Origin of the sequence: Ralstonia flaminis (assembly GCF_958415495.1) — a bacterium.
Taxonomy (GTDB): Bacteria; Pseudomonadota; Gammaproteobacteria; order Burkholderiales; family Burkholderiaceae; genus Ralstonia; species Ralstonia flaminis.
Map to the genome: position 1 here is coordinate 169,747 of NZ_CATZLL010000008.1, position 22,550 is coordinate 192,296.

General features: G+C 63.9%; 15 protein-coding genes and 1 pseudogene. 6 read left to right on the forward strand and 10 right to left on the reverse strand.

Annotation, left to right across the window (positions count from 1 at the left end; translation table 11 throughout):
- Nucleotides 1-86: 86 nt before the first annotated feature.
- The gene (locus tag R2N11_RS14370; RefSeq protein ID WP_316681498.1) at nucleotides 87-2,027 is read left to right on the forward strand and encodes a SurA N-terminal domain-containing protein; all 1,941 of its coding nucleotides are present in this window, start codon (nucleotides 87-89) and stop codon (nucleotides 2,025-2,027) included.
- 75 nt (nucleotides 2,028-2,102) lie between these two features.
- Here the strand turns inward: R2N11_RS14370 and lepB are convergent.
- Nucleotides 2,103-2,794: pseudogene (gene lepB, locus R2N11_RS14375) on the reverse strand (signal peptidase I).
- A 73-nt stretch (nucleotides 2,795-2,867) separates the two neighbouring features.
- Nucleotides 2,868-3,479 (reverse strand): arylesterase, encoded by a 612-nt coding sequence (locus tag R2N11_RS14380; protein ID WP_199031743.1) that lies wholly within the window; start codon nucleotides 3,477-3,479, stop codon nucleotides 2,868-2,870.
- A gap of 67 nt (nucleotides 3,480-3,546) precedes the next feature.
- Between R2N11_RS14380 and R2N11_RS14385 the strand changes: the two genes are divergently transcribed.
- A complete protein-coding gene (locus R2N11_RS14385) occupies nucleotides 3,547-4,257 on the forward strand; it encodes an ABC transporter ATP-binding protein (RefSeq protein WP_316681499.1) in 711 nt (236 codons plus the stop codon).
- Nucleotides 4,258-4,270: 13 nt separating this feature from the next.
- On the opposite strand, the gene pgi is transcribed toward R2N11_RS14385, so the two are convergent.
- Together pgi and R2N11_RS14395 are read right to left on the reverse strand one after the other, a co-directional pair.
- Nucleotides 4,271-5,890, reverse strand: coding sequence for a glucose-6-phosphate isomerase (gene pgi, locus R2N11_RS14390; RefSeq protein WP_199031741.1), 1,620 nt, complete (start codon nucleotides 5,888-5,890; stop codon nucleotides 4,271-4,273).
- Between the two features lie 61 nt (nucleotides 5,891-5,951).
- Nucleotides 5,952-7,547, reverse strand: a complete 1,596-nt coding sequence (locus tag R2N11_RS14395; RefSeq protein ID WP_316681500.1) for an NAD(P)H-hydrate dehydratase — start codon at nucleotides 7,545-7,547, stop codon at nucleotides 5,952-5,954.
- A 91-nt stretch (nucleotides 7,548-7,638) separates the two neighbouring features.
- Between R2N11_RS14395 and R2N11_RS14400 the strand changes: the two genes are divergently transcribed.
- From R2N11_RS14400 to R2N11_RS14410, 3 genes are all read left to right on the forward strand, one after another.
- Nucleotides 7,639-8,205 carry a winged helix DNA-binding protein gene (locus R2N11_RS14400; RefSeq protein ID WP_199031739.1) on the forward strand — a complete coding sequence of 189 codons (567 nt, stop codon included), beginning with the start codon at nucleotides 7,639-7,641 and terminating at the stop codon, nucleotides 8,203-8,205.
- Nucleotides 8,206-8,353: 148 nt separating this feature from the next.
- Complete coding sequence (purL, locus tag R2N11_RS14405; protein ID WP_199031738.1) at nucleotides 8,354-12,442, forward strand: phosphoribosylformylglycinamidine synthase; 4,089 nt, start codon at nucleotides 8,354-8,356, stop codon at nucleotides 12,440-12,442.
- Between the two features lie 3 nt (nucleotides 12,443-12,445).
- Nucleotides 12,446-13,141: a Pr6Pr family membrane protein gene (locus tag R2N11_RS14410; RefSeq protein WP_316681501.1), complete on the forward strand. Its 696-nt coding sequence runs from the start codon at nucleotides 12,446-12,448 to the stop codon at nucleotides 13,139-13,141.
- Nucleotides 13,142-13,289: 148 nt separating this feature from the next.
- On the opposite strand, the gene R2N11_RS14415 is transcribed toward R2N11_RS14410, so the two are convergent.
- Together R2N11_RS14415 and R2N11_RS14420 are read right to left on the reverse strand one after the other, a co-directional pair.
- Nucleotides 13,290-14,912 carry an NAD(P)/FAD-dependent oxidoreductase gene (locus tag R2N11_RS14415; protein ID WP_316681502.1) on the reverse strand — a complete coding sequence of 541 codons (1,623 nt, stop codon included), beginning with the start codon at nucleotides 14,910-14,912 and terminating at the stop codon, nucleotides 13,290-13,292.
- Nucleotides 14,913-15,032: 120 nt separating this feature from the next.
- Nucleotides 15,033-15,959, reverse strand: coding sequence for a LysR family transcriptional regulator (locus tag R2N11_RS14420; RefSeq protein WP_316681503.1), 927 nt, complete (start codon nucleotides 15,957-15,959; stop codon nucleotides 15,033-15,035).
- Nucleotides 15,960-16,085: 126 nt separating this feature from the next.
- On the opposite strand from R2N11_RS14420, the gene R2N11_RS14425 reads away from it, so the two are divergent.
- Nucleotides 16,086-16,850, forward strand: a complete 765-nt coding sequence (locus tag R2N11_RS14425) for an SDR family NAD(P)-dependent oxidoreductase (RefSeq protein WP_199031734.1) — start codon at nucleotides 16,086-16,088, stop codon at nucleotides 16,848-16,850.
- Between the two features lie 950 nt (nucleotides 16,851-17,800).
- On the opposite strand, the gene R2N11_RS14430 is transcribed toward R2N11_RS14425, so the two are convergent.
- The 4 genes from R2N11_RS14430 to R2N11_RS14445 all read right to left on the reverse strand — a co-directional run bounded on the left by R2N11_RS14430 (nucleotide 17,801) and on the right by R2N11_RS14445 (nucleotide 22,229).
- Nucleotides 17,801-18,637: an ABC transporter permease gene (locus R2N11_RS14430; protein ID WP_316681504.1), complete on the reverse strand. Its 837-nt coding sequence runs from the start codon at nucleotides 18,635-18,637 to the stop codon at nucleotides 17,801-17,803.
- A gap of 16 nt (nucleotides 18,638-18,653) precedes the next feature.
- The gene (locus tag R2N11_RS14435) at nucleotides 18,654-19,922 is read right to left on the reverse strand and encodes an ABC transporter permease (RefSeq protein ID WP_316681505.1); all 1,269 of its coding nucleotides are present in this window, start codon (nucleotides 19,920-19,922) and stop codon (nucleotides 18,654-18,656) included.
- 96 nt (nucleotides 19,923-20,018) lie between these two features.
- Nucleotides 20,019-21,059 (reverse strand): ABC transporter substrate-binding protein, encoded by a 1,041-nt coding sequence (locus R2N11_RS14440; RefSeq protein ID WP_199031257.1) that lies wholly within the window; start codon nucleotides 21,057-21,059, stop codon nucleotides 20,019-20,021.
- 81 nt (nucleotides 21,060-21,140) lie between these two features.
- Nucleotides 21,141-22,229 carry an ABC transporter ATP-binding protein gene (locus R2N11_RS14445; protein WP_048932448.1) on the reverse strand — a complete coding sequence of 363 codons (1,089 nt, stop codon included), beginning with the start codon at nucleotides 22,227-22,229 and terminating at the stop codon, nucleotides 21,141-21,143.
- Nucleotides 22,230-22,550: the final 321 nt, after the last annotated feature.

Consider the following 22,550-nt stretch of genomic DNA (forward strand, 5'->3'; position numbering starts at 1 on the left):
TGAACACTGCGCCGCGAATGTCCGGGATGTCTACGGCACCTGATAGAATCGCCGGATTTCCCATCTTCTATTCACTCCGGTCCAGCATGCTTGAATTCGTACGTACGCATCGGCGCTTGATGTTTCTGGTGCTGCTGATTCTGGTGTTCCCTTCGTTCGTGTTTTTTGGCGTGCAAAGCTATTCGAGCTTCATGGACAGCTCGCACGACGCAGCCAAGGTTGACGGCAAGGTCATCACCACCGCCGAGGTCGACAATCGCGTGCGCGAACAGACCGACCGCCTGCGCCAGATGCTTGGCGCGCAGTACGACCCGCGTCAGTTCGAAGGCCCGCAGATGCGTCGTGATGTGCTCGACGGCATCATTCAGCAGCGTGTGCTGTCCAATGAGGTCGCGCGTGCCAACCTGAGCGTCTCGAACGATAAGATTCGCGACACGATTCTGCAAATCCCGGCCGTGGCAGCGCTGCGCAAGCCGGATGGTTCGTTCGACGAGCAGGCCTACGTGCAACTGCTGGCTGCGCAGAACATGACGCCCGAGCAGTTGGAAAACAACCTGCGCTTTGAGCTCGCGCAGCAGCAGATTCCGCAGTCGATCGTGTCGACGGCTTTTGTGCCCAAGTCATTGGTGGACCACCTCATCCAGGTGCGTGACCAGCAGCGCGAAGTACAGGCCCTGGTGTTCAAGCCGACCGACTACGCTGCCAAGGTCACCGTTGACGACAAGGCCATCCAGGCCTACTACGACGCGCACCAGCAAGAGTTCTCGGTGCCGGAGCAGGTCAAGGCCGAGTACGTCGTGTTCTCGGGCGAAGACATGATGAAGCAGATTCCGGTCACGCCCGAGCAGATCAAGGAGTACTACGATCAGAACGCCGCGCGCTTCAAGACCCAGGAAGAACGCCGCGCTGCGCACATCCTGATCAAGCTGCCGGACAACGCGAAGCCTGCCGACAAGGACGCCGCCAAGAAGAAGGCCGAAGAAGTGTTGGCTGAAGTGCGCAAGAACCCGGCGAGCTTCGCTGAACTGGCCAAGAAGTACTCGGGCGATCCGGGCTCGGCCGCGCAAGGCGGTGAACTGGGCTTCCTGGCCAAGGGCGCGACCGTTCCGCCGTTCGAGAACGCATTGTTTGCGCTCAAGCAGCCGGGCGACATCAGCGATGTCGTGCAGAGCGACTTCGGTTTCCACATCATCAAGCTTGAGGAAGTGAAGGGCGGTGGTGTGCAGCCGCTGGAAGCCGTCAAGCCGGAACTGGAGCGCGAAGTGCGCACGCAACTGGCCAACAAGAAGTACACCGAACTGGCCGACGCGTTCTCCAACGCAGTTGAAGATCAGTCTGACAGCCTGAAGCCGGTGGCCGACAAGCTCAAGCTGCAAATCCAAACCGCTGACAACGTCACGCGCACGCCAAGCCCTGCGCAGTCGGGCAGCCCGATCGGCAACGAGAAGGTGCTCAAGGCGCTGTTTGCCGATGACGTCATCAAGAACCATCGCAATACGGCAGCCATCCAGGTTGGTCCGACCACGCTGGTGGCAGCACGTGCGGCGGAGTATCGCCCGGCGACGGTCAAGAAGCTGGCTGATGTGCGTGAACAGGTCAAGGCCAAGGTAATTGCTGAGCAGGCAGCTGCGCTGGCCAAGAAGGCCGGTGAAGAGAAGCTGGCTGCAGTCAAGCAGAGCAACAGCGCAGATGGCTTCAGCGCTGCGCAGGCGGTGTCGCGTCAGCAGGCTCAGGGCACGCCGGCGCCGGCGCTCACAGCCATCCTGCGTGCCGATGCCACCAAGCTGCCGACCACCATCGGTGTTGATCTGGGCGCCCAAGGCTATGCGCTGTACCGCATCAACAAGGTGCTGCCGCCAGCCAATGTGGATGAAGCCCGCCGCGCTGCCGATGCACAGCAGTTGGCGCAAGCCGCTGGCCAGACCGACTTCAATGCCTACTACGAAGCGTTGAAGGCCCGCTCGAAGGTGAAGATCAACAGCAGCGTGATCGACGCTGCCAAGCCGTCCAGTTCGGGAGATGACTGAGCTAGACGCATCATCGCTGGCCAGACAAAAAGCCCCCTCAATTGAGGGGGCTTTTTTATGCCTACAGGCGCACGGTCAGTTCAATGGTTTACCGATACGCGCGAGACGTGGCAGATACCAGCGGTCCGGATCGAATGACACGGCTACGTGCGAGGCGCGCGCAATCAGGTTCTTGCGTGGGACAAACCCGAAGTAGCGCGAGTCGTGGCTGTTGTCGCGGTTGTCGCCGAGCATCAGGTAGTGGTCTGTCGGCACGGTGATTGGGCCAAAGTTGCGTAGCGCGGCCACGTCAGGCAAGACCATCACAGGGTGCGCCTGCCCCGGCAGGGCCTCAGACCAGAGTTCGTGTGGCAAGGCTGCAGTGGCTTGTGGCAATGCACCGGGGGCAACGTCGGGAGCGACGTGTATGCGATGCGCTGATGGTTGATGAAAAGCGCTTCGCCGCGCATCTCGACAACATCGCCGGGCAGACCAATCAGGCGCTTGACGAGTTTCGTGCCATCTTCGGGCGATGAGAACACGACGACATCGCCGCGCCTTGGCTCGTCGCCACGCTTGAGCCAGACGGTCGTGGCAGGCACACGTATACCGTAGGCCAGCCGGTTCATCAGAATATAGTCGCCCTCGATGAGCGTTGGATTCATCGAGCCGCTGGGGACCACTGCCCAGTCGGCAATGCAGGCCCGGAAGGCAAACAGCAGCGACATGCCGACCAGGAACCGTTTGTTATCTCGCGCCGCACGCAGCGCGCCGGTCAAAAGCTTCATGGCATTCCCCCGTATGAGATGCGGCTGTGATGCGCGTCGAGCTTCTAGCGAGCAAGTCGGCGCGGGTGGGCCGTCACCGTCCGACCCGCGCCTTCAGCAGAGGTTCCAGTTTGGGCCAGACGTTCTCGAGCATCGTCGGTTGAGCCGCGGCGATCGGGTGAATGCGGTCCTCCTGGAACCAGTCGGGACGTTGTGCCACGCCCTCTAGCAGGAAGGGCACCAGTGGCAGCTTGTACTGCTGCGCCAGCTTGCCGTACATGGCGAAGAACCGGTCGCTGTAGTCGGGCCCATAGTTGGGCGGAATGCGCATGCCGACCAGTAGCACCTTGGCGCCTGCCGCCTGTGAGGCATCGATCATTGCCTTCAGATTGGCCTCGCTGGAGGCGAGTGACAGGCCGCGTAGTGCGTCATTGCCGCCTAGCTCCACGATTACCACAGAGGGCTTCTCGCGCGCCAGCACGGCGGGCAGGCGTGAGCGGCCACCGGCCGTGGTATCGCCGCTGATGCTTGCATTGGCGACGCTATAATCGGGCTTCCGTTCTTTGAGGCGCTTGTCGAGCAGTGCGACCCAGCCAGTGCCTTGCGCCAGGCCGTATCCCGCCGACAGGCTATCGCCCAGCACCACCACGCGATGCGCTACGGGCGCGCCTTGTGCCGCTGCTTGCGCGACGGGCAGTATGCCCATCACAGAGCAGCTGAGTACCGCTACCAGTGCCTTCAAGCTGCGCCTTCTACTACCTACCTGTCCAATCATGTCGTCTTCCGCTAACTGGGTGATTGAAGTCGATTCGCTGCACAAGACCGTGCGCGATGCCACCGGTGAGTTGCCTATTCTGAGCGATGTTGGCTTCCGTGTGGAGGCGGGCGAGACGCTGGCCATCGTTGGCGCGTCGGGCTCGGGCAAATCGACGTTGCTGGGGTTGCTGGCAGGGTTGGACCTGCCGAGCGCTGGCAAGGTCAAGCTGCTGGGTCATGACTTGTTCGGGCTGGATGAGGATGGCCGCGCAGCCGTCCGCGGCAGTCACGTGGGCTTTGTGTTTCAGTCGTTCCAGTTGCTGCCGCATCTGACTGCGTTGGAGAACGTGATGCTGCCGCTCGAACTGCAAGGCGATGTGGGCGCTGCGGAAATGCGCCGTCGCGCCACGACGCTGCTGGAACGTGTCGGCCTCGGTGCGCGGCTTTCCCACTATCCGAAGACGCTGTCGGGCGGCGAGCAGCAGCGTGTGGCACTGGCCCGCGCATTCGTGACCGAGCCGGACATCCTGTTTGCGGATGAGCCGACCGGCAGCCTGGACACCGCCACCGGTGAAGCGGTCATCGCCTTGATGTTCGAGCTCAATCAGAGCGCTGGCTCTACGCTGGTGCTGGTCACGCATGACCGCTCTGTGGCGGCACGCTGCAACCGCATCCTCACCATTGAAGCGGGTCACCTGGTCGGCGACGAGTCCGTCACCGAGCTTTGATCGCTTTGATCGATTAGAGCGCTGTCTTGGCGCGGTGGATCAGCGCAGCTGTCGATGCGTCATGCGCTACCGAGGCCGGGGCGCCTTCCAGCTCCGCCTGGATTGGCTTGGCGAGCTTCTTGCCCAACTCCACGCCCCACTGGTCGAACGAGTTGATGTTCCACACCGCGCCTTGCACAAAGGTCCGGTGCTCAGCGCAGGCGATCAACGCGCCAAATGATGCAGCATCGAGACGCTCCATCACGATGGTCGTGCTCGGGCGGTTGCCCTCAAACACCATGTGCGGCACCAACGCCTCGTCAGTCACACCGCCCGCACGGACTTCATCCGCGGTGCGGCCGCGCAGCAGTGCTTCGCCCTGAGCAAAGCAGTTGGCCAGCAGCTTGGCATGGTGGCCGGGCAGATTGCGCACCGGCTCCAGTGTGGTGATGAAATCCACCGGCACGATCTGCGAGCCTTGGTGGATCAGTTGGAAGTACGCATGCTGGCCATTGGTGCCCGCCGTGCCCCAGACGATGGGGCCGGTGTCAGTATCAATGGCAGCGCCCGTGCGCTGGACCGACTTGCCGTTGCTCTCCATCTCCAGTTGCTGCATGAAGTCGGTCAGCAGTTCCAGCGGCGCGCAGTAGGGCACCGTGCAGGCGCTTGCTGCGTTGAAAAAGCCGCGATACCACACCGACAACATCCCGAGAATGAGCGGCAGGTTCTCGCGCGGCGCGGCTGTGGCGAAATGGCGGTCCATTGCGCGCGCGCCGTCGAGCATCGCTTCGAACTGCTGCGGCCCGATCGCCAGCACGATCGACAGACCCACCGCAGACCACAGCGAGAATCGCCCGCCCACCCAGTCCCAGAAGGTGAACATGTGGTCTGGGTCAATGCCGAACTGGGCGACGGCTTCGCGGTTGGTGGAGACCGCAACGAAGTGGTGCTTGAGCTGATCTTCCGCCACGCCGTGCTCGACAAACCAGCGGCGCATGCTATGCGCGTTGGCCATCGTCTCAAGCGTGGTGAACGTCTTGGAGCAGACGATGGCGAGCGTGGTGTCAGGGTTCAGGTGGTCAAGCGTCTCGGCCAGATCTGTGCCGTCGACGTTCGAGACGAAATGCACGCGCACCTGTGGCACGGCCAGATGGTCGAGCGCGCGGCACACCATACGGGGGCCAAGATCTGAGCCGCCAATGCCGATGTTGACGATGTCCGTGATGCGTTGGCCGGAGTGGCCTGTCCAGGCGCCGCTGTGCACGCGGTTGGCGAAATCGTGCATCTGGGCACGCACGCGCAGCACCTCGGGCATGACGGGTTCGCCGTCGGCACGGTAGTCGTCTTCTGCGCGGCCACGCAAGGCGACGTGCAAGACAGAGCGGTGCTCGGTGTTGTTGATGCGGTCGCCGCGCAGCATGGCGTCGCGCAGCGTGAGCACGCCCGCTTCATCGGCCAATTGCAGCAGCAGGGCGAGCGTGTCGGATGTGATGCGGTTTTTTGAGTAGTCGACCGTTAGGCCAGCAGCTTCCAGGGTGAAGGCGCGCACCCGTTCCTCGGCGTCCGGCGCGGCAAACCAATCGCGCATATGGGCGGCGCGGATGGTTTGGGCATGTTGCGTCAGGGATTGCCAGGCAGGAAAGGCTGTGGGCATGCGGTATGACATTGAGTAGCAAAAACGAATGCGCAGTATAACGGCGCAACATGGCGCCTTTCTATCCGCGCGTGTCTGACGCCAGCAGTGCGTTGAGTGCGCGTCGCGCCGGGGCGCACAGTTCACTCGCATGCAGGCCGATCGGGCCCTCGCCCGAAGCGACCAGATCGTCCGCCGCCCGGCCATGTAGCCAGACGGCGGACAGCGCCGCCTCGCGCGCCGCCACGCCCTGCGCAAGCAACGCGCCCACCATGCCGGTGAGCACGTCGCCCGTGCCGCCCGAGGCCAGACCGCCGTTGCCCGTCGGGTTGACGGCGGGTGGCATGCCCGGTGCCGCAATCACTGTGCCTGAACCCTTGAGCACGACAACGGCACCCGTCCGGTTGACGAGCGCCTTGGCGGCGGCCAAGCGGTCGCGCTGGACGGCTTGGGCGTCGAGCTGCAGCAGGCGCGCGGCCTCAAGCGGATGGGGTGTTAGCACCACGGGCACGCCGCTTTGCGCCAACTGCGTCAGATGCGTGAGCAGCGCGGGCACTTTGGCAAACAGGTTCAGTGCATCAGCATCGAACACGGCGGGGATGCGCGACGACAGCATCCGATCCAGCAGATGGTCGAGCGCTGCCTCAGCATCCTTGGCAGTGCTCATGCCTGGGCCCACGGCCAGCGCTTGCATGCTGTCCAGGTCGAGCGCGCCCCACGCATGCAGCATCAGTTCGGGCTGAGCGGAGTCCACACGCGGTGCATCCGCCGCCAACGACACGACGTGCACTTTGCCCGCGCCCAGGTACAGCGCCCCACGCGCAGTCAGCAGCGGAGCGCCCACCATGCCATGTGCGCCTCCGACGATCGCCACGCTGCCATACGACCCTTTGTGACCATCGTGCCTGCGACGCGGCAGATGGGCGAGCCAGCGCGCGGGCGTGTTGACGAGCGCTTCCGCTTCAATCACACCGTCGTACGCAGGTTGTGCGGCCTGTAGATCGGCCAGCGCGATGTCGCCGGTGGCATCGCGGCCGCCGCCGGTCAGCAAGCCCGGTTTGACCGCGAGGAACGTGAGCGTGGCATGTGCATGCACTACGGGTGATCCTGGCGCCGGCGGTTGGCCCGTATCGCCATTCAGTCCGGAGGGAATGTCGAGCGCATAAATCGGCAGGCCGCTGGCATTGAGCGTATCGACTAGCGCCGCATGCAGCCCGGCCAGCGGCCGCGCGAGCCCGATGCCGAACAGCCCATCGACGATGGCCGTGGTTGTGGCCGGCACGGAAGCAGGTGTGTGCAGAAGCTCAATCGGCACGTTGGCAGCGCGCGCCTCGGTCCACGCGCGGCGGGCGTCGTCGGGCAGCTTGGCCGGATCGGCGGCCAGCCACACGGTGACGGCACGGCCCGCCAGGTGCAGCACAGTGGCTGCGACGAGGGCATCGCCACCGTTGTTGCCAGGGCCAGCGATAAAGAGCAGATGGCCGTGTGGCACACGCGTCTGAAGCCAGTCTGCGGCAGCCTCGCCGGCTCGGGCCATCAGGGTGAAGGGGGTGAGGGAGCGGTAAGCAGCGGCTTCCAACGCGCGAACGCCTGCTGTGCCGAAGAGCTGGTCGGCGCCGTGATGCGCGGCCAAAACGCCGCTGATCAGGATTTCACGCCAGGTCGGATGTGCGGACATGATGGGTCTAACCGGGGCAGACATGACGATCTATTCTCTTACAATAGCCCGCGTCTCCGACTGTTTCCGATCCTTTTTCCCTGAGTTGCGCATGTCTAAATCGCCCTCCACCCCGAAAACCGATCTGCCGGAAGCCGCCGCCAATGAAGGAGGCAAGGGCGGGCCGATCGTGTCTTCCTCGCATCTGGTGTCGGCGCGCAGCCCGGAGTTGTCGGAGTTCGAGTTTGCGCTCAACACCGCCTACAACGCCTACAACCGCTGGTGCGTGCGCTGCATGGCCGCCGCAGGCGTGCGCGACCTGACTTTCCTCGATGTGCTGGTGGTGCATCACGTCAACCACCGCGGCCGCGCCAAGCGGCTGGCCGACATCTGCTTTGTGTTGAACGTGGAAGATACCCACCTCGTCACGTATTCCCTCAAGAAGCTGCAGGGGATGGAACTGGTGGAGGGCACGCGCAGCGGCAAGGAAGTCACCTACACCACCACATCTGCCGGTGAAAAGGCCTGCGCCCGCTACCGCGAGATCCGCGAGCAGTGCCTGACCAGCAACATCTCGCCCGGTGGCGAGGAAAATGCGGAAATTGGCGAGCTGGCACGCCTGCTGCGCGTGCTGACAGGGCTGTACGAACAGGCCGCCCGCTCGGCAACATCGCTGTAAAACGCTGGTTTCAGCCTCGGCAAGGGCATTTTGGGGCGCTTTGAGGCTCGGTAAGCGGGGCAGGGCAAGGTACAATGTCGGCTTTCTCGCGCGTGCCCCCGCGCACGCCGGGAAACCCTCCTTCCAGCTACTGCCTGCCTTGCCCACCATGGCGCATTTCTCGTGCTTTCCCGGCGCTCTCGCGCTGTCCGCTTTCCGCCAGCAACGCCTGCTTTCCACCCTCAAGCGCATCGATCCTGATATCGAAGCCGTCAGCGCTCAGTACCTGCACTTCGTGGCCGCTGACACGCCACTCTCGGCCGATGAATCCGCCCGTGTACAAGCGCTGCTGACCTACGGCTCGCCCGCACCGGCGGATGTCGAGGGCGACCGCTTTGTGGTCATTCCGCGCTTTGGCACCATCTCGCCATGGGCCAGCAAGGCGACCGAAATCGCCCGCCACTGCGCGCTGCCGCAAATCCACCGCATCGAACGCGGCGTGGAATTCACCGTCACGTGCAAGAAGGGCCTCATCCGCAGCTTGACGGGTACTGCCAAGCATCTGGACGACGCCACCCGCGCCGCCGTGGCCGCGCATCTGCACGACCGCATGACCGAAACCGTGATCGACTCGCGCGAAGCCGGTTACGGCCTGTTCGACGTGTTGCCCGCCAAGGCGCTGCGCTTTGTGGACATCGGCGGCGGTCGCCAAGCATTGGAAGCCGCCAACATTGAGATGGGCCTGGCCCTGTCCGACGACGAAATCGACTACCTGGTCGACGCCTACCGCAAGCTCGAACGCAACCCGACCGACGTCGAGTTGATGATGTTCGCGCAGGCCAACAGCGAGCACTGCCGCCACAAGATCTTCAACGCCGACTGGACCATCGACGGCGAGCAGCAGGACAAGTCGCTCTTCGCGATGATCCGTAACACGCACCAACTCGCGCCGCAGGGCACGATCGTCGCTTACTCCGACAACGCCGCCGTAATGGAAGGGGGCATGGCCGAGCGCTGGTTCCCGCACGCCGGTACCGAGGCCGCGACGGGCGTGCCGCAATACGGCCGCCGCGAAGCCCTCACGCACACGCTGATGAAGGTGGAGACGCACAATCACCCGACGGCCATTTCGCCGTTCCCGGGGGCATCGACTGGCGCGGGCGGTGAAATCCGCGACGAAGGCGCAACCGGCCGCGGCGCCAAGCCCAAGGCGGGCCTGACGGGCTTTACCGTGTCGAACCTGCTGCTGCCGGACGCCGAGCAATCGTGGGAAAACGCGCGCGATACAGCCCAGCTCGTGGCACACCGCAATCCCGCTGAAGCCGCACCGGGGCCTGTCGGCAAGCCCGACCGCATCGCGTCGCCGCTGCAGATCATGATCGAAGGCCCGATCGGCGGCGCTGCGTTCAACAACGAATTCGGCCGGCCCAACCTGGGCGGCTACTTCCGCGTCTACGAGCAGAACGTGGGCGGCACGGTGCGTGGCTATCACAAGCCGATCATGATTGCCGGCGGCATCGGCAACATCGACGCCGGCCACACGCACAAGCACGGCCTGCCGGCCGGTACGCTGCTGATCCAGCTTGGCGGCCCCGGCATGCGCATCGGCATGGGCGGTGGCGCCGCCAGCTCGATGGCCACCGGCACCAACACCGCAGACCTGGACTTCGATTCCGTCCAGCGCGGCAACCCCGAAATGCAGCGCCGCGCCCAGGAAGTCATCAACGCGTGCTGGGCACTGGGTGAAGACAACCCGATCCTGTCGATTCACGACGTGGGTGCGGGCGGCATCTCCAACGCCTTCCCGGAAATCGTGGACGGCGCGGGGAAGGGCGCACGCTTCGATCTGCGCCAGGTGCATCTGGAAGAGTCGGGCCTCTCGCCGGCAGAAATCTGGTGCAACGAATCGCAGGAGCGCTACACGCTGGCCATTGCCCCGGGCGATTTCCCGCGCTTCCAGGCCATGTGCGAGCGCGAGCGCGCGCCGTTCTCGGTGGTCGGTTTCGCCACGGATGAACAGCAACTGCAAGTGGTCGACAGCGATGCCCCAGTGGATGGTGCCGACCACTACCCGGTCAACATGCCGATGGACGTGCTGCTCGGCAAGCCGCCACGCATGCACCGCGACGTGCGCCGCGTGGCGCAGGAACTGCCGGACGTGGACGTCACCGGTCTGGACCTGGAAGTCGTCGCACGCGATGTGCTGCGCCACCCGACCGTTGCCAGCAAATCGTTCCTCATCACCATTGGCGACCGCACCGTCGGCGGCCTGAACACGCGCGACCAGATGGTCGGCCCGTGGCAGGTGCCGGTGGCTGACGTGGCCGTCACCACGCTCGACTTCAAGGGCTACGCCGGCGAGGCGATGACGATGGGCGAGCGCACGCCGCTGGCCGTCATCAATGCGCCCGCATCGGGCCGCATGGCGATTGGTGAGTCCATCACCAACATCGCCGCCGCGCCCATCGACTCGCTCACGCAACTGAAGCTGTCCGCCAACTGGATGGCGGCCTGCGGCGTGAACGGCGAAGACGCCCGCCTGTACGACACCGTCAAGGCCGTCGGCATGGAACTGTGCCCGGCGCTGGGTATCAGCATTCCGGTGGGCAAGGACTCGTTGTCGATGCGCACCAAGTGGGAAGACGAGGGCGCTGCGAAGGAAGTCGTGGCACCCGTGTCGCTCATCGTCTCGGCCTTCGCGCCGGTGACGGACGTGCGCAAGACGCTTACGCCGCAACTCAAGCAAGTCGAATCGGCCAACGCACCGGTCGACACCACGCTGATCCTCATCGACCTCGGCCGCGGCAAGAACCGCATGGGCGGCAGCATTCTGGCGCAGGTCACGCAGCAGATCGGCAACAGCGCGCCGGACGTGGACGACGCCGAAGACCTCAAGCGCTTCTTCGCGGCCATCCAGCAACTGAATGCCAGCGGTGCGCTGCTGGCCTACCACGACCGCTCCGACGGCGGCTTGTGGGCGACCGTCTGCGAAATGGCGTTTGCTGGCCACTGCGGCGTGTCGATCAACGTCGATATGCTCACGCTTGACGACGCAGCCGATCATGGCGATGCCAAGAACTGGGCGCAGCAGGTCTCCGGCCGCCGCGCCGACCTGACCTTGCGCGCGCTGTTTGCCGAAGAACTCGGCGCCGTCATTCAAGTGCCGCTGGCCCAGCGCGATGCGGTTTTCGCGGTGCTGCGTGAGCATGGCCTGTCTGGCTGCAGCCACGTGATCGGCGCGCCCAACGCCAACGGCCACATTGAAATCTGGCGCGATGCCAAGAAGGTGTTCAGTGCCTCACGCATCGAGCTGCAACGCACTTGGACGGATGTCTCCTGGCGCATCGCCAGCCTGCGCGACAACCCCGAGTGCACGCAGAGCGAGTACGACATCCTCCTGGATGCCGAAGACCCAGGCATTTCGCCCAAGCTCACGTTCGATATTGCGGAAGACGTGGCCGCGCCGTTCATCGCCACGGGCGCCCGCCCGCGCATGGCGATCCTGCGCGAGCAGGGCGTCAACTCGCAGGTGGAAATGGCCTACGCGATGGACAAGGCCGGCTTCGACACCTACGACGTCCACATGAGCGACCTGCTGGCAGGCCGCACGAACCTCGCCAGCTTCAAGGGCTTCGTCGCGTGCGGTGGCTTTAGCTACGGTGACGTGCTTGGCGCGGGTGAGGGCTGGGCGAAGACGATCCTCTTCAACAGCATGCTCGCCGAGCAGTTCGCGGCGTTCTTCAACCGAACCGATTCGATCGCGCTGGGCGTGTGCAACGGCTGCCAGATGATGGCGAACCTCGCCCCGATCATCCCGGGCGCCGGTGCATGGCCGAAGTTCACGCGCAACCAGTCGGAGCAGTACGAAGGCCGTCTGGTGACGGTGCAGGTGGAAGCGTCCCCATCGATCTTCTACGCGGGCATGGAGGGCAGCCGCATCCCCATCGTCGTCGCGCACGGCGAAGGCTATGCCGACTTCTCGCAACAAGGCGACATCGACAAGGTGGCTGTCGGCCTGCGCTATGTCGACAACCGCGGCCAGGTCACGCAAGCGTACCCGTTGAACCCGAACGGCTCGCCGCAGGGCATTGCCTCGGTGACGACGCACGACGGTCGATTCACCGCGCTGATGCCGCACCCGGAACGCGTGTTCCGCGCGGTGCAGATGAGCTGGCATCCGAAGGAATGGGAAGCCGCCGGCGACGGCAGCAGCCCGTGGATGCGCATGTTCCGCAACGCACGCAAGTGGATGGCCTGATGCATGGCTGAGCCGATCAATGCATCACCGGTGCGGCTGGCACGGGCATGGCATGCCGTGTTGGCCGCCGTCATTGTCGTTGCGTTGATCGTGCAAGTCACCTTGACCGCCAGCGGTGTGGGTAGCCAGGTCTCGCTTGCAACGCGACTTGTCCGCTTGTTCAGCTACTTCACCATCCAAAGCAACATCCTGGTTGCGGTGGCTGCCATCTCTCTCGTGATGGACCCTGCGCGAGACGGCAAATGGTGGCGCGTACTCAGGCTGGATGGCTTGCTCGGCATCGCAACGACGGGGCTGGTGTTTCACATCGTGCTCGCGCCGATCTCGAAGGCAACGGGGTTGGCGCGCTTGGCGTCAGACGGCTTTCACTACGTCTCGCCATGGATGGCGCTTGTCGGCTGGCTGCTGTTTGGTCCCCGGCCCCGCATCGGGTGGTCGACCGTGGCGCTATCGCTGATCTGGCCGGCGGCGTGGCTTGCGTACACCTTCATGCATGGCGCGTTGAGTGGGTGGTATCCCTATCCGTTCTTGAATGTGGCGAAGATCGGCTATCCGGCTGCTCTGGCAAATACGGCGGCCGTGTTGGCGGGGTCGGGTGTCCTCGTCTTGCTGTTCAAGTCGCTGGATCGCTGGGTGCCTGCGCCGTTGCTGTCGATGCGACGTTGGCGTGCGGTGGATGAGGGCAATGCGAACGCGTGAAGATGCGTCTGCCAGGCAGCAAAGGAAAAACGCGCCAAAGGGTAACCTTGGCGCGTTTTTCTTTGATGTTTCACCAGAGACCCCAGCGTGGCATGCGGTGTCATAGCTCTCGGCCGAGTTGACCGTTACCGCGCCCTGCATCCACACATCAGGACGCGTGTGTCGATGTCAGATTGAGTGCCACTGCTTGCGCCACTTCAATGCCATCGATGGCCGCCGAGTAGATACCACCGGCATACCCGGCGCCTTCGCCGGCCGGATACAGACCTTCGACGTTCATGCTTTGGTAATCGTCTTTGCGTCGAATCCGGATCGGTGATGACGTGCGCGTCTCCACGCCGGTGAGCACGGCATCGTGCATCGCGAAGCCCGTGATCTTCCTATCGATCTGGGGAAGTGCTTCACGGATGGCTTCGATCACGTAGTCAGGGAGCGCCGTGCTGAGATCGGTCGGGTTCACGCCCGGCTTGTACGACGGCTCCACGGTGCCGAGCGACGTCGATGGCCGGCCTGCGATGAAATCGCCGACCAACTGGCCCGGCGCGCGGTAATCGCCGCCGCCGAGTTCGAATGCCCGCTCTTCCCATTTGCGCTGGAACGCGATGCCCGCCAGTGGCCCGCCGGGATAGTCTTCCGGCGTGATGCCGACGACGATGCCCGCATTCGCGTTGCGCTCGGCCCGGGAGTACTGGCTCATGCCATTGGTGACCACGCGGCCCGGCTCGGAGGTTGCCGCGACCACCGTACCGCCAGGGCACATGCAAAAGCTGTAGACCGCCCGGCCATTGCTGCAGTGGTGGACCACCTTGTAGTCGGCCGCGCCGAGTTCCTTGTGGCCCGCAAACTTGCCGAAGCGGGCGCGATCGATCAGCCCCTGCGGATGTTCGATGCGAAAACCCAGTGAAAACGGCTTGGCTTCGATATAAACACCGCGATCGTGCAGCATCTGGAACGTGTCGCGGGCGCTGTGGCCAACGGCCAGCACGACGTGGTCGCACCGCAGCGTTTCACCGTTCGAGAGCTTGAGCGAGCGCACCTTGCCCTGATCGATTTCGATATCGTCAACCCGGGTTTCGAAACGCACTTCGCCGCCCAGTTCGTGGATGGTCGCGCGCATTTTTTCCACCATGCTGACGAGGCGGAACGTGCCGATGTGCGGCCGGCTCAGATACAGGATGTCTTCCGGTGCGCCCGCCTTGACGAACTCCTCGAGCACCTTGCGGCCGTAGTGGTGCGGATCCTTGATCTGGCTGTACAGCTTGCCGTCGGAAAACGTCCCAGCGCCGCCTTCGCCAAACTGCACGTTGGATTCCGGGTTGAGCACGGACTTGCGCCACAGGCCAAAGGTGTCCTTGGTGCGCTCGCGCACGGCCTTGCCACGTTCGAGGATGATGGGACGGAACCCCATCTGCGCGAGGATGAGCCCAGCAAACAAACCGCACGGCCCCATGCCGATCACCACCGGACGCGGGCGCGTCATGTGCTCGGGTGCCCGCGCGACAAAACGGTAGGTCATGTCCGGCGTCACCCCGCAATGCGGCGTGCCGGCGATCCGCTTGCGCACGGCCGCCTCGTCCTTGACTTCGACGTCGACGATATAGGTCAGCTTGATATCCGAGCGCTTGCGTGCATCGTGGGCACGGCGGAATACGGTGTAACGGACGAGCCCGTCTGCCGCTACGCCGAGATCTGCGAGGCGCGCGAGAACTGCGGCGTCAAGATCGTCTTCGGCATGGTCCAGAGGGAGTTTGACTTCACTTAAACGTAACATGGGTGCTGAGTGCGGTTGCCACGGGAATCGTGGCGAATCCGTATTTTATAGGTTCATCGGCTTCTCAAATGGAAAGGCGCTGACCTGTTCGATTTCTTCGATTCTTTGACGGGCGACTTCCTACGAACCCGACGGCCGCGCCTCCAAGTACGGACCCATCAACCCCTCCATCCAGTTCATAAACACTTGAACCCGCACGGGCAGATTCCGCCGGTTCGGATACACCAACGACACCGGCATCGGCGGCGGGCGCAGGTCGGGCAGCACCTCCACCAGCGTGCCATCTGCAATGGCCGATGACAGCCCGGCATACACCGGCGCCTGGATCATCCCCAGCCCCGCGCGGCACGCGGCGTCATAGCTCTCGGCCGAGCTGACCGTTACCGCGCCCTGCATCGGCCGGAACGCCAAGCGGCCATCCACCGTGTATTCCCACCCTGGCGATTTCGTCCCCAGCGTCTGCACGTAATGGACGATGCGATGGTGGTCGAGGTCTTCCAGCGTTTTCGGCATGCCGTAGCGGGCGATGTACGCGGGACTGGCGCAGTTGATTTGTGACACCTGGCCGAGAGGTCGTGCGATGAGGCTGCTGTCGGTGAGGGTGCCGATGCGCAGCACGCAATCGAAGCCTTCGCGCACTGGGTCCACGCGGCGGTCGGTGCTGGAGAGTTCGATTTCCAGCTCGGGGTGCGCATCCAGCAGGCTGGGCAGGGCGGGGATGACGATGCGGCGTGCGACACCCACCGGCATATCCACACGCAGCCGGCCGCGCAGCGCCTGCGGGCTCTGGCGGAACATCGTCTGCAGCTCGTCCATGTCGGCCAGGAGATCCTGGCAGCGCTCGTAGAAGGCCTGGCCGTCTTGCGTGAGCTGCACCTTACGGGTGGTCCGGTGCAGCAGGCGCGTACCGAGCGTGGTCTCCAACTGCTGCACCGCCACCGAGGCCGCCGGTTTGGGAATGCTGAGGGCTTCGGCCGCGCGCGTGAAGCTGGCGAGTTCAGCCACGCGCACAAAAATCTGCATGGCTTCGAGTTGGTTGGCGGGCATAGCGGGGTGGGTCGATTGTTATCTGTGAGCAAACACAGCAATAGGATAGGCGATATTTATTCTGTGTTTATCGCCCAATACCATGCTCTCACGGTGCTCGGCACCCCTCACTCACTGGAGAGCAAGATGACCCAATCCCACACCCCCATCGCCATCGTGACCGGCGGCAGCCGCGGCCTCGGCAAGAACATGGTGCAGAAGCTGGCCCAGCGCGGCACCGACGTGATCTTCACCTACCGCAGCAACCGCGCCGAAGCCGAGGCGCTGGTGGCTGAACTGACAGCGCTAGGACGGCGCGCCGCCGCGCTGCAACTCGACGCCGGCAAGATCGCCACCTTCCCCGCCTTTGCCGATGCCGTGCGCGGCGTGCTGGCGCAATGGAACGCCGAGCGCTTTGATTACCTCGTCAACAACGCCGGCGTGGGCGTGCACGCCAACCTGGCCGAGACGACCGAGGCCCAGTTCGACGAACTGATGAACGTGCACTTCAAGGGCGTGTTCTTCCTCACACAGATCCTGCTGCCGCTGATGGCCGACGGTGGGCGCATCGTGAATATCTCGTCGGGGCTGGCGCGCTTTGCGCTGCCGGGCTACGGCGCGTACGCGGCGATGAAGGGCGCGGTGGAAGTGCTGACGCGCTATCTGGCGAAGGAACTCGGCCCGCGCGGCATTGCCGTCAACGTGGTCGCCCCGGGCGCCATCGAGACCGACTTCGGCGGTGGGGCCGTGCGCGACAACGCGAATCTCAACGCCATGGTGGCCGCCAACACGGCGCTGGGCCGCGCCGGCGTGCCGGACGATATCGGTGGGGTGGTGGCGTCGCTGCTATCGCCGGATAACCGCTGGATCAACGCGCAGCGCATCGAGGCCTCGGGCGGCATGTTCCTTTAAGCGCCTCGAACTGCCTTGCGTGGAGGTCTGAGGTCCATTCGCGGGCCTCTGAGGTCCAACGGTGGACGTCCAATGGTCCATTGATGGAGCAAAAAGGTCCGCGCGCCGAGCTCGGAGGTCCGATGCCGGGGCTCTGAGGGGCAAAGCTGGACCTCAAAGGTCCGACGTCGGAGGTCGGGAGGTCCGGCGGTGCACCTAAAAGGTGCGCTTGTGAGGGTCTGAGGTCCAATGGTGGAGCTCAGACCGTCGGCTGCCGAGCTAAAAGGTCCATGTGTCGAGGTTTTGAGATGGACTCTGCGCGACGGCGTGTGCTGGTGGTCCATCCCCGGTATCGTCCCCTGCCGGGGCCGACTCACTTTTCTTTGTCTTGCCAAAGAAAAGTAAGCAAAAGAAAGGCGCGCCCGAGATGGCGACACCCTCCTTGGATTTTTGTCGCGGGGAGGGGAAGGAGCCAAACTCGCTGCGCTCAGACAAGGCTCCTTCCTTTTTCCTCCCCGCAACAAAAATCCAAGGCGCCATCAAGGGCAGGAACGTCAAAGGCCAAACCGGCGAGGAATCAGTCGGGTGGGTGAAGCAGGCCGGAAGAGGGCGCGGAGCAAGAGAGGGCTGTGGCAGCCAAGCATGGCGAATGAAGCCGAGAAGGCGGGCGGGCCAAAGGCAGTGCAAGACAAAGTGGAGCACTGGCACAAGAAGGGGTGCCTTGCCCTTGCCCTAGATGGCGCCTTGAATTTGTGTAAGCGGGCGGAAAAAAGACGGGGAACTGTCTGAGCGAAGCGAGTTTTCCCCGTCTCCGCCCGGTTACACAAATTCAAGGGATGGGTCGCCATCTCGGGCGCGCCTTTCTTTGCTTACTTTCTTTGGCAAGACAAAGAAAGTGAGTCAGCCCCGGCAGGGGATGAAACAAGGGATGGACCGGCAACGCTAGCGCATGGCGAAGTGCGGACAAGTAATCAAGCCACCGCCTTAGCCGCCGCCCGCCCGCGCAGCCACTCGAATGTCAGCAGCAGGCAGGTAGAAAACACAATCAGAATCGTCGCCAGCGCAGCAATCGTCGGCGAGATGTTCTCGCGGATGCCGGTGAACATCTGGCGCGGCAGCGTCACCTGATCTGCCCCGGCCAAAAAGAGCGTGACCACCACCTCATCGAACGAGGTGGCGAAGGCGAACAAGGCGCCCGAAATCACGCCCGGTGCAATCACGGGCAAGGTGATGCGGAAGAACGTCATGACCGGATTCGCCCCCAAAGACAGGCTCGCCCGCACCAAGTTGTGATTGAACCCTTGCAGCGTCGCCAGCACGGTCGTCACCACAAAGGGCACGCCCAGCGCCGCATGCGCGAGGATCAGGCCGATGTACGTGTTGGCAAGCCCCAGCGGCGCGAAGAACAGGTACATGCCCACGCCCACGACCACCACCGGCACGATCATCGGCGACACCAGCACCGCCATCAGCAGCCCTTTGCCGCGGAAGTCCGCCTTGTTCAGGCCAATGGCCGCCAGCGTGCCCAGCACGGTCGCCACCACCGTGGCAGCGGGCGCCACGATGAAGCTGTTCTTGGCCGCCATGCGCCACTCGTCTGAGGTGACGAGGTTCTGGTACCAGCGCAGCGAATAGCTCGGGATCGGGTACGAGAGGAAGGTGCTCGACGAGAACGACAGCGGCACGATCACCAGCACGGGCAGCACAAGGTAGAGCAGCGTGAGCACGGCCAGCCCGCGCAGCGTGAAGTACCAGATGCGCTCGACGAGCGAGGTGTGCGGGGCGAACATCGGTTTGGTGAGTTTCATAGTCGATGGGCTCCGTTCAACCAACGCGAACCTTGGGCCGCGTAAAGCGGCCGTACACCGCATACAGCACCAGCGTAGCGAGCAACAGCAGGGCGCCCAGCGCGCAGGCCATGCCCCAGTTGATGGTGACGTTGGTGAAGTAGGCCACGTAGTAGCTGACCATCTGGTCGTTCGGGCCACCCAGCAGCGCGGGGGTGATGTAGTAGCCCAGCGCCAGGATGAACACCAACAGCGCACCGGCGCCGATACCCGGATACGTCTGCGGCACGTACACGCGCCAGAACGCGGCAAACGGATGGCTGCCCAGCGACACGGCCGCGCGCTGATACGTGGGCGGAATCGACTTCATCACGCTGTAAAGCGGCAGGATCATGAACGGCAGCAGGATGTGCGTCATCGAGATGTACACGCCCACGCGGTTGAACAGCAGCGCCAGCGGCTCTTTGATGATCCCCAGGTCCATCAGGCCGTGGTTGATGAGGCCTTCTGTCTGCAGCAGCACGATCCACGCCGCTACACGTACGAGGATGGACGTCCAGAACGGGATCAGCACCAGCACCATGACCAGGTTGGCGCGGCGCTCCGGCAGCGAGGCGATCCAGTACGACAGCGGATACCCCAGCAGCAGTGCGAACAGCGTCACCATCGCGCTGATGACGAAGGTGCGGATGAACACCGTCACGTAGATCTGCTCGTCGGGGTCGGTGGCTTCGATATGGCCGAAGGCGTCTTGCCGGTGGTCCAGCGCAGCCAGCAGGTAGAACGGCGATGTGCGGCTGCTGTTCTTCGCGATGGCCTGCCAGTAGGTGACGTCGCCCCAGCGCTCGTCGAGTTCGAGCAGCTTGGCGCGCGTTTGTGCGGGCGTGAGTGTCAGCGCCTTGCCTTGGTCGTCGGCCAGCGGCATGGCGCGTGCGGTCTTGGCCACCAGCGAGCGGAAGCCGGGGATCTCGGTGTTCAGGCGGCGGGCCAGGGCGCCCATCGCCTCGCCTTCGCTCACGGTGGTCAGGTCGGCGGTGAGTGCAACGTAGGCGTCGTCGGCGGGTGGGGTTTTGCGGTCCCAGTTCTTGAGCGCGACCACTGTCTTGGGCAGTGCGTCGGCCACCTCGGGGTTCTGCACGGCGCGCGTGAGCAGAGCGCCGATCGGCACAACGAAGATCAGCAGCAGGAAGATGGCGAGCGGCGCTACCAGCGCCAGCGCCATGGCACGCCTGCGCGCCTCAGCGCTCTTCAGTTCGCGTTTGAGTTTGGCCGTCGATTCGGGAACCGATTCAGCCGCGATCGTCATGGTGTTCAATGCTGCCTCGCCGAGTGCTGCGGAGATTCATCCGGCGGATGCCGCGCCATGGTGGCTCGGCATCCGCGCAGGTCACTGCATTACGTTTTACTTCGACGCCCACGAGGCGAAGCGCTGTTCCAGCTCGTCGCCATGATCGGTCCAGAACTGCAGGTTCTGCAGCACGGCGTTCTTGGCGTTCTCGGGCGAGTTAGGCATGTTGGCCTGCGTCTTGGCATCCAGCGCCTTGATGGCCGCTACGTTGGCCGGGCCATACGCGATGTGCTTGGCGTATTCCTGCTGCGGCTTCTGCGAGAGCGTGTAGGCGATGTATTGCTCGGCCAGCGCCTTGTTGGGCGTGCCCTTGGGGATGGCCCAGTAGTCCAGGTCGTAGATGCTGCCGTTCCAGACCACCTTCAGGTTCTTGCCTTCGCGCTGGGCGGCGTCGATGCGGCCGTTGAACGCGGTGGACATCACCACATCACCCGCCACCAGGAACTGCGGCGGCTGCGCGCCGGCTTCCCACCACTGGATGTTCGCCTTCAACTGATCGAGCTTCTTGAACGCGCGGTTCTGGCCGTCCTTGGTGGCCAGCACCTTGTAGACATCCTTGGGCGGTACGCCATCGGCCATCAGTGCGAATTCCAGGTTGCCGCGCGCACCCTTGCGCATGCCGCGCTTGCCAGGGAATGTCTTCACGTCCCAAAAGTCGGCCCAGCCGGTGGGCGCGGTCTTGAGCTTGTCGGCGTTGTAGGCCATCGCGGTCGACCACACGAAAAAGCCCACGCCGCAGGTGCTTGGCGACTCGGGGATCAGGTCGCTCTTCTTGGCGATCTTGCTCCAGTCGAGCTTCTCGAACAGGCCTTCGTCGCAGCCGCGGCCGATGTCGCCGGACTCGACTTCCACCACGTCCCAGTTGACGTGCTTGGCTTCCACCATGGCCTTGATCTTGGCCTGCTCGCCGTTGTACTCGACCACGGTGACCTTGTTATTGGTCTGTGCTTCGAACGGCTTGTTGAAGGCGGCCTTCTGTGCGTCGCCATTGGCGCCGCCAAAGTTGACGACGGTGATCTCTGCAGCGTGCGCGCCGAATGCAATGGCGAACGCGCCGGCAAACAGGCTCAGACGCATCTTCGCGATGTGTTTCATCTTGGCTCCTCTTTTGGCTTTGGCTTGTAGTTACGGCTTGTGGTCGTGGCACGCAGCACGTCGGATGACATGCTGCGTGGTTCAGGCAAAAACGCGCAGGTGTTCCGGTGCGAACTCAAGCTGGATCGGGGCGCCCGGCGCAAAGCCTTCGAGCGCGCGCGTGCCCAGCGGCACCTTGACGAAACATTCGGGTTGGTCGGGCAGGGCGCAGCGCATGCGCACGTGGTCGCCAAAGTAGACGAGGCCGCGCGTCTGCCCGGTGATCGCATTGCCGGCCGCCGATGCACCTTCGGCCAGGCGCATGCGCTCGGGGCGGATGCACCCGGTGGCCGTGGCCCCCACGCTGGCACCGGCGATGTTGCGGCCCAGGATGCGGGCGCCATCATTGAGTTGCAGCTCGCAGTAGTCGCCGTCGATGCGGGTGACGGTGCCGCGCAGCGTGTTGCTGTCGCCGATGAAGTTGGCGACGAACTCGTTGCAGGGGCGTTCGTACAGGCTGTCGACGGTGTCGAGCTGCTGCACGATGCCCTTGTCGAACACGGCCACACGGTCGGACATGGTGAGCGCCTCGCCCTGGTCGTGCGTCACGTAGACGAAGGTCACGCCCAGCTTTTCATGCAGAGACTTCAGTTCGTACTGCATGTGTTCACGCAGTTGCTTGTCGAGCGCGCCCAGCGGTTCGTCCATCAGCACGAGCTTGGGCTCGAACACCAGCGCGCGGGCCAAGGCAATGCGCTGCTGCTGGCCGCCCGAGAGCTGCGCCGGATAGCGCTTGGCAAAGCCTTCCATGCGCACCATCTGCAGGGCCTTGTGCACGCGGTCTGCGCGCTCGCTGGCGGGGATCTTGCGCACGGTCAGCGGGTATTCCACGTTCTGCGCCACGGTCAGGTGTGGGAACAGCGCGTAGTTCTGGAACACCATGCCGATGTTGCGCTTGTGCGGCGGCACGTTATTGAGCAACGCGCCTTCCAGGCGGATCTCGCCGCCGGTCGGAAATTCGAACCCGGCCAGCATCATCAGGCAGGTGGTCTTGCCCGAGCCGGAGGGGCCGAGCAGGGTGAGGAACTCGCCCTGGTAGATGTCGAGGTCCAGGTGCTTGACCACCAGGGTCTCGCCGTCATACGTCTTGCGCACACCTCGAAAGCTGACGATCACGTCGTCTGTCTTCATTGCTGCCTCCTGCCGTTTCCCGCGCATGTCGAGCGGGTCAACATGTCGTGTTGTGACGAATTGTGGATGGACTATAGCGGCTCATTGTTTTGCAAAGTGGACCCAATTCTGGTTATTTGATAGAGCCAATTCTGAGCGCGAAACGTGCACCGCAAGCGGGCGAAAGGCCCTCCGGCACCACAATAGGGAAAAGCCCCAACGCCTTGCCCAGGCAAGCACGGCGGGGAGTTAGGGCGAATGACGCAATCGTTGGAGTGTAGGTCGCTGCCCGGGCAGATGCGGCGATGGTCGCCAGGGATCGGATGGAACCAATTCGCGTGC

Excerpts from the sequence above, each read along its gene's own strand:
- R2N11_RS14370 (WP_316681498.1), top strand. The coding sequence starts at position 87 with ATGCTTGAATTCGTACGTACGCATCGGCGCTTGATGTTTCTGGTGCTG.
- R2N11_RS14380 (WP_199031743.1), bottom strand. The coding sequence starts at position 3,479 with ATGGGCATACTGCCCGTCGCGCAAGCAGCGGCACAAGGCGCGCCCGTA.
- R2N11_RS14385 (WP_316681499.1), top strand. The coding sequence starts at position 3,547 with ATGTCGTCTTCCGCTAACTGGGTGATTGAAGTCGATTCGCTGCACAAG.
- pgi (WP_199031741.1), bottom strand. The coding sequence starts at position 5,890 with ATGCCCACAGCCTTTCCTGCCTGGCAATCCCTGACGCAACATGCCCAA.
- R2N11_RS14395 (WP_316681500.1), bottom strand. The coding sequence starts at position 7,547 with ATGTCCGCACATCCGACCTGGCGTGAAATCCTGATCAGCGGCGTTTTG.
- R2N11_RS14400 (WP_199031739.1), top strand. The coding sequence starts at position 7,639 with ATGTCTAAATCGCCCTCCACCCCGAAAACCGATCTGCCGGAAGCCGCC.
- purL (WP_199031738.1), top strand. The coding sequence starts at position 8,354 with ATGGCGCATTTCTCGTGCTTTCCCGGCGCTCTCGCGCTGTCCGCTTTC.
- R2N11_RS14410 (WP_316681501.1), top strand. The coding sequence starts at position 12,446 with ATGGCTGAGCCGATCAATGCATCACCGGTGCGGCTGGCACGGGCATGG.
- R2N11_RS14415 (WP_316681502.1), bottom strand. The coding sequence starts at position 14,912 with ATGTTACGTTTAAGTGAAGTCAAACTCCCTCTGGACCATGCCGAAGAC.
- R2N11_RS14420 (WP_316681503.1), bottom strand. The coding sequence starts at position 15,959 with ATGCCCGCCAACCAACTCGAAGCCATGCAGATTTTTGTGCGCGTGGCT.
- R2N11_RS14425 (WP_199031734.1), top strand. The coding sequence starts at position 16,086 with ATGACCCAATCCCACACCCCCATCGCCATCGTGACCGGCGGCAGCCGC.
- R2N11_RS14430 (WP_316681504.1), bottom strand. The coding sequence starts at position 18,637 with ATGAAACTCACCAAACCGATGTTCGCCCCGCACACCTCGCTCGTCGAG.
- R2N11_RS14435 (WP_316681505.1), bottom strand. The coding sequence starts at position 19,922 with ATGACGATCGCGGCTGAATCGGTTCCCGAATCGACGGCCAAACTCAAA.
- R2N11_RS14440 (WP_199031257.1), bottom strand. The coding sequence starts at position 21,059 with ATGAAACACATCGCGAAGATGCGTCTGAGCCTGTTTGCCGGCGCGTTC.
- R2N11_RS14445 (WP_048932448.1), bottom strand. The coding sequence starts at position 22,229 with ATGAAGACAGACGACGTGATCGTCAGCTTTCGAGGTGTGCGCAAGACG.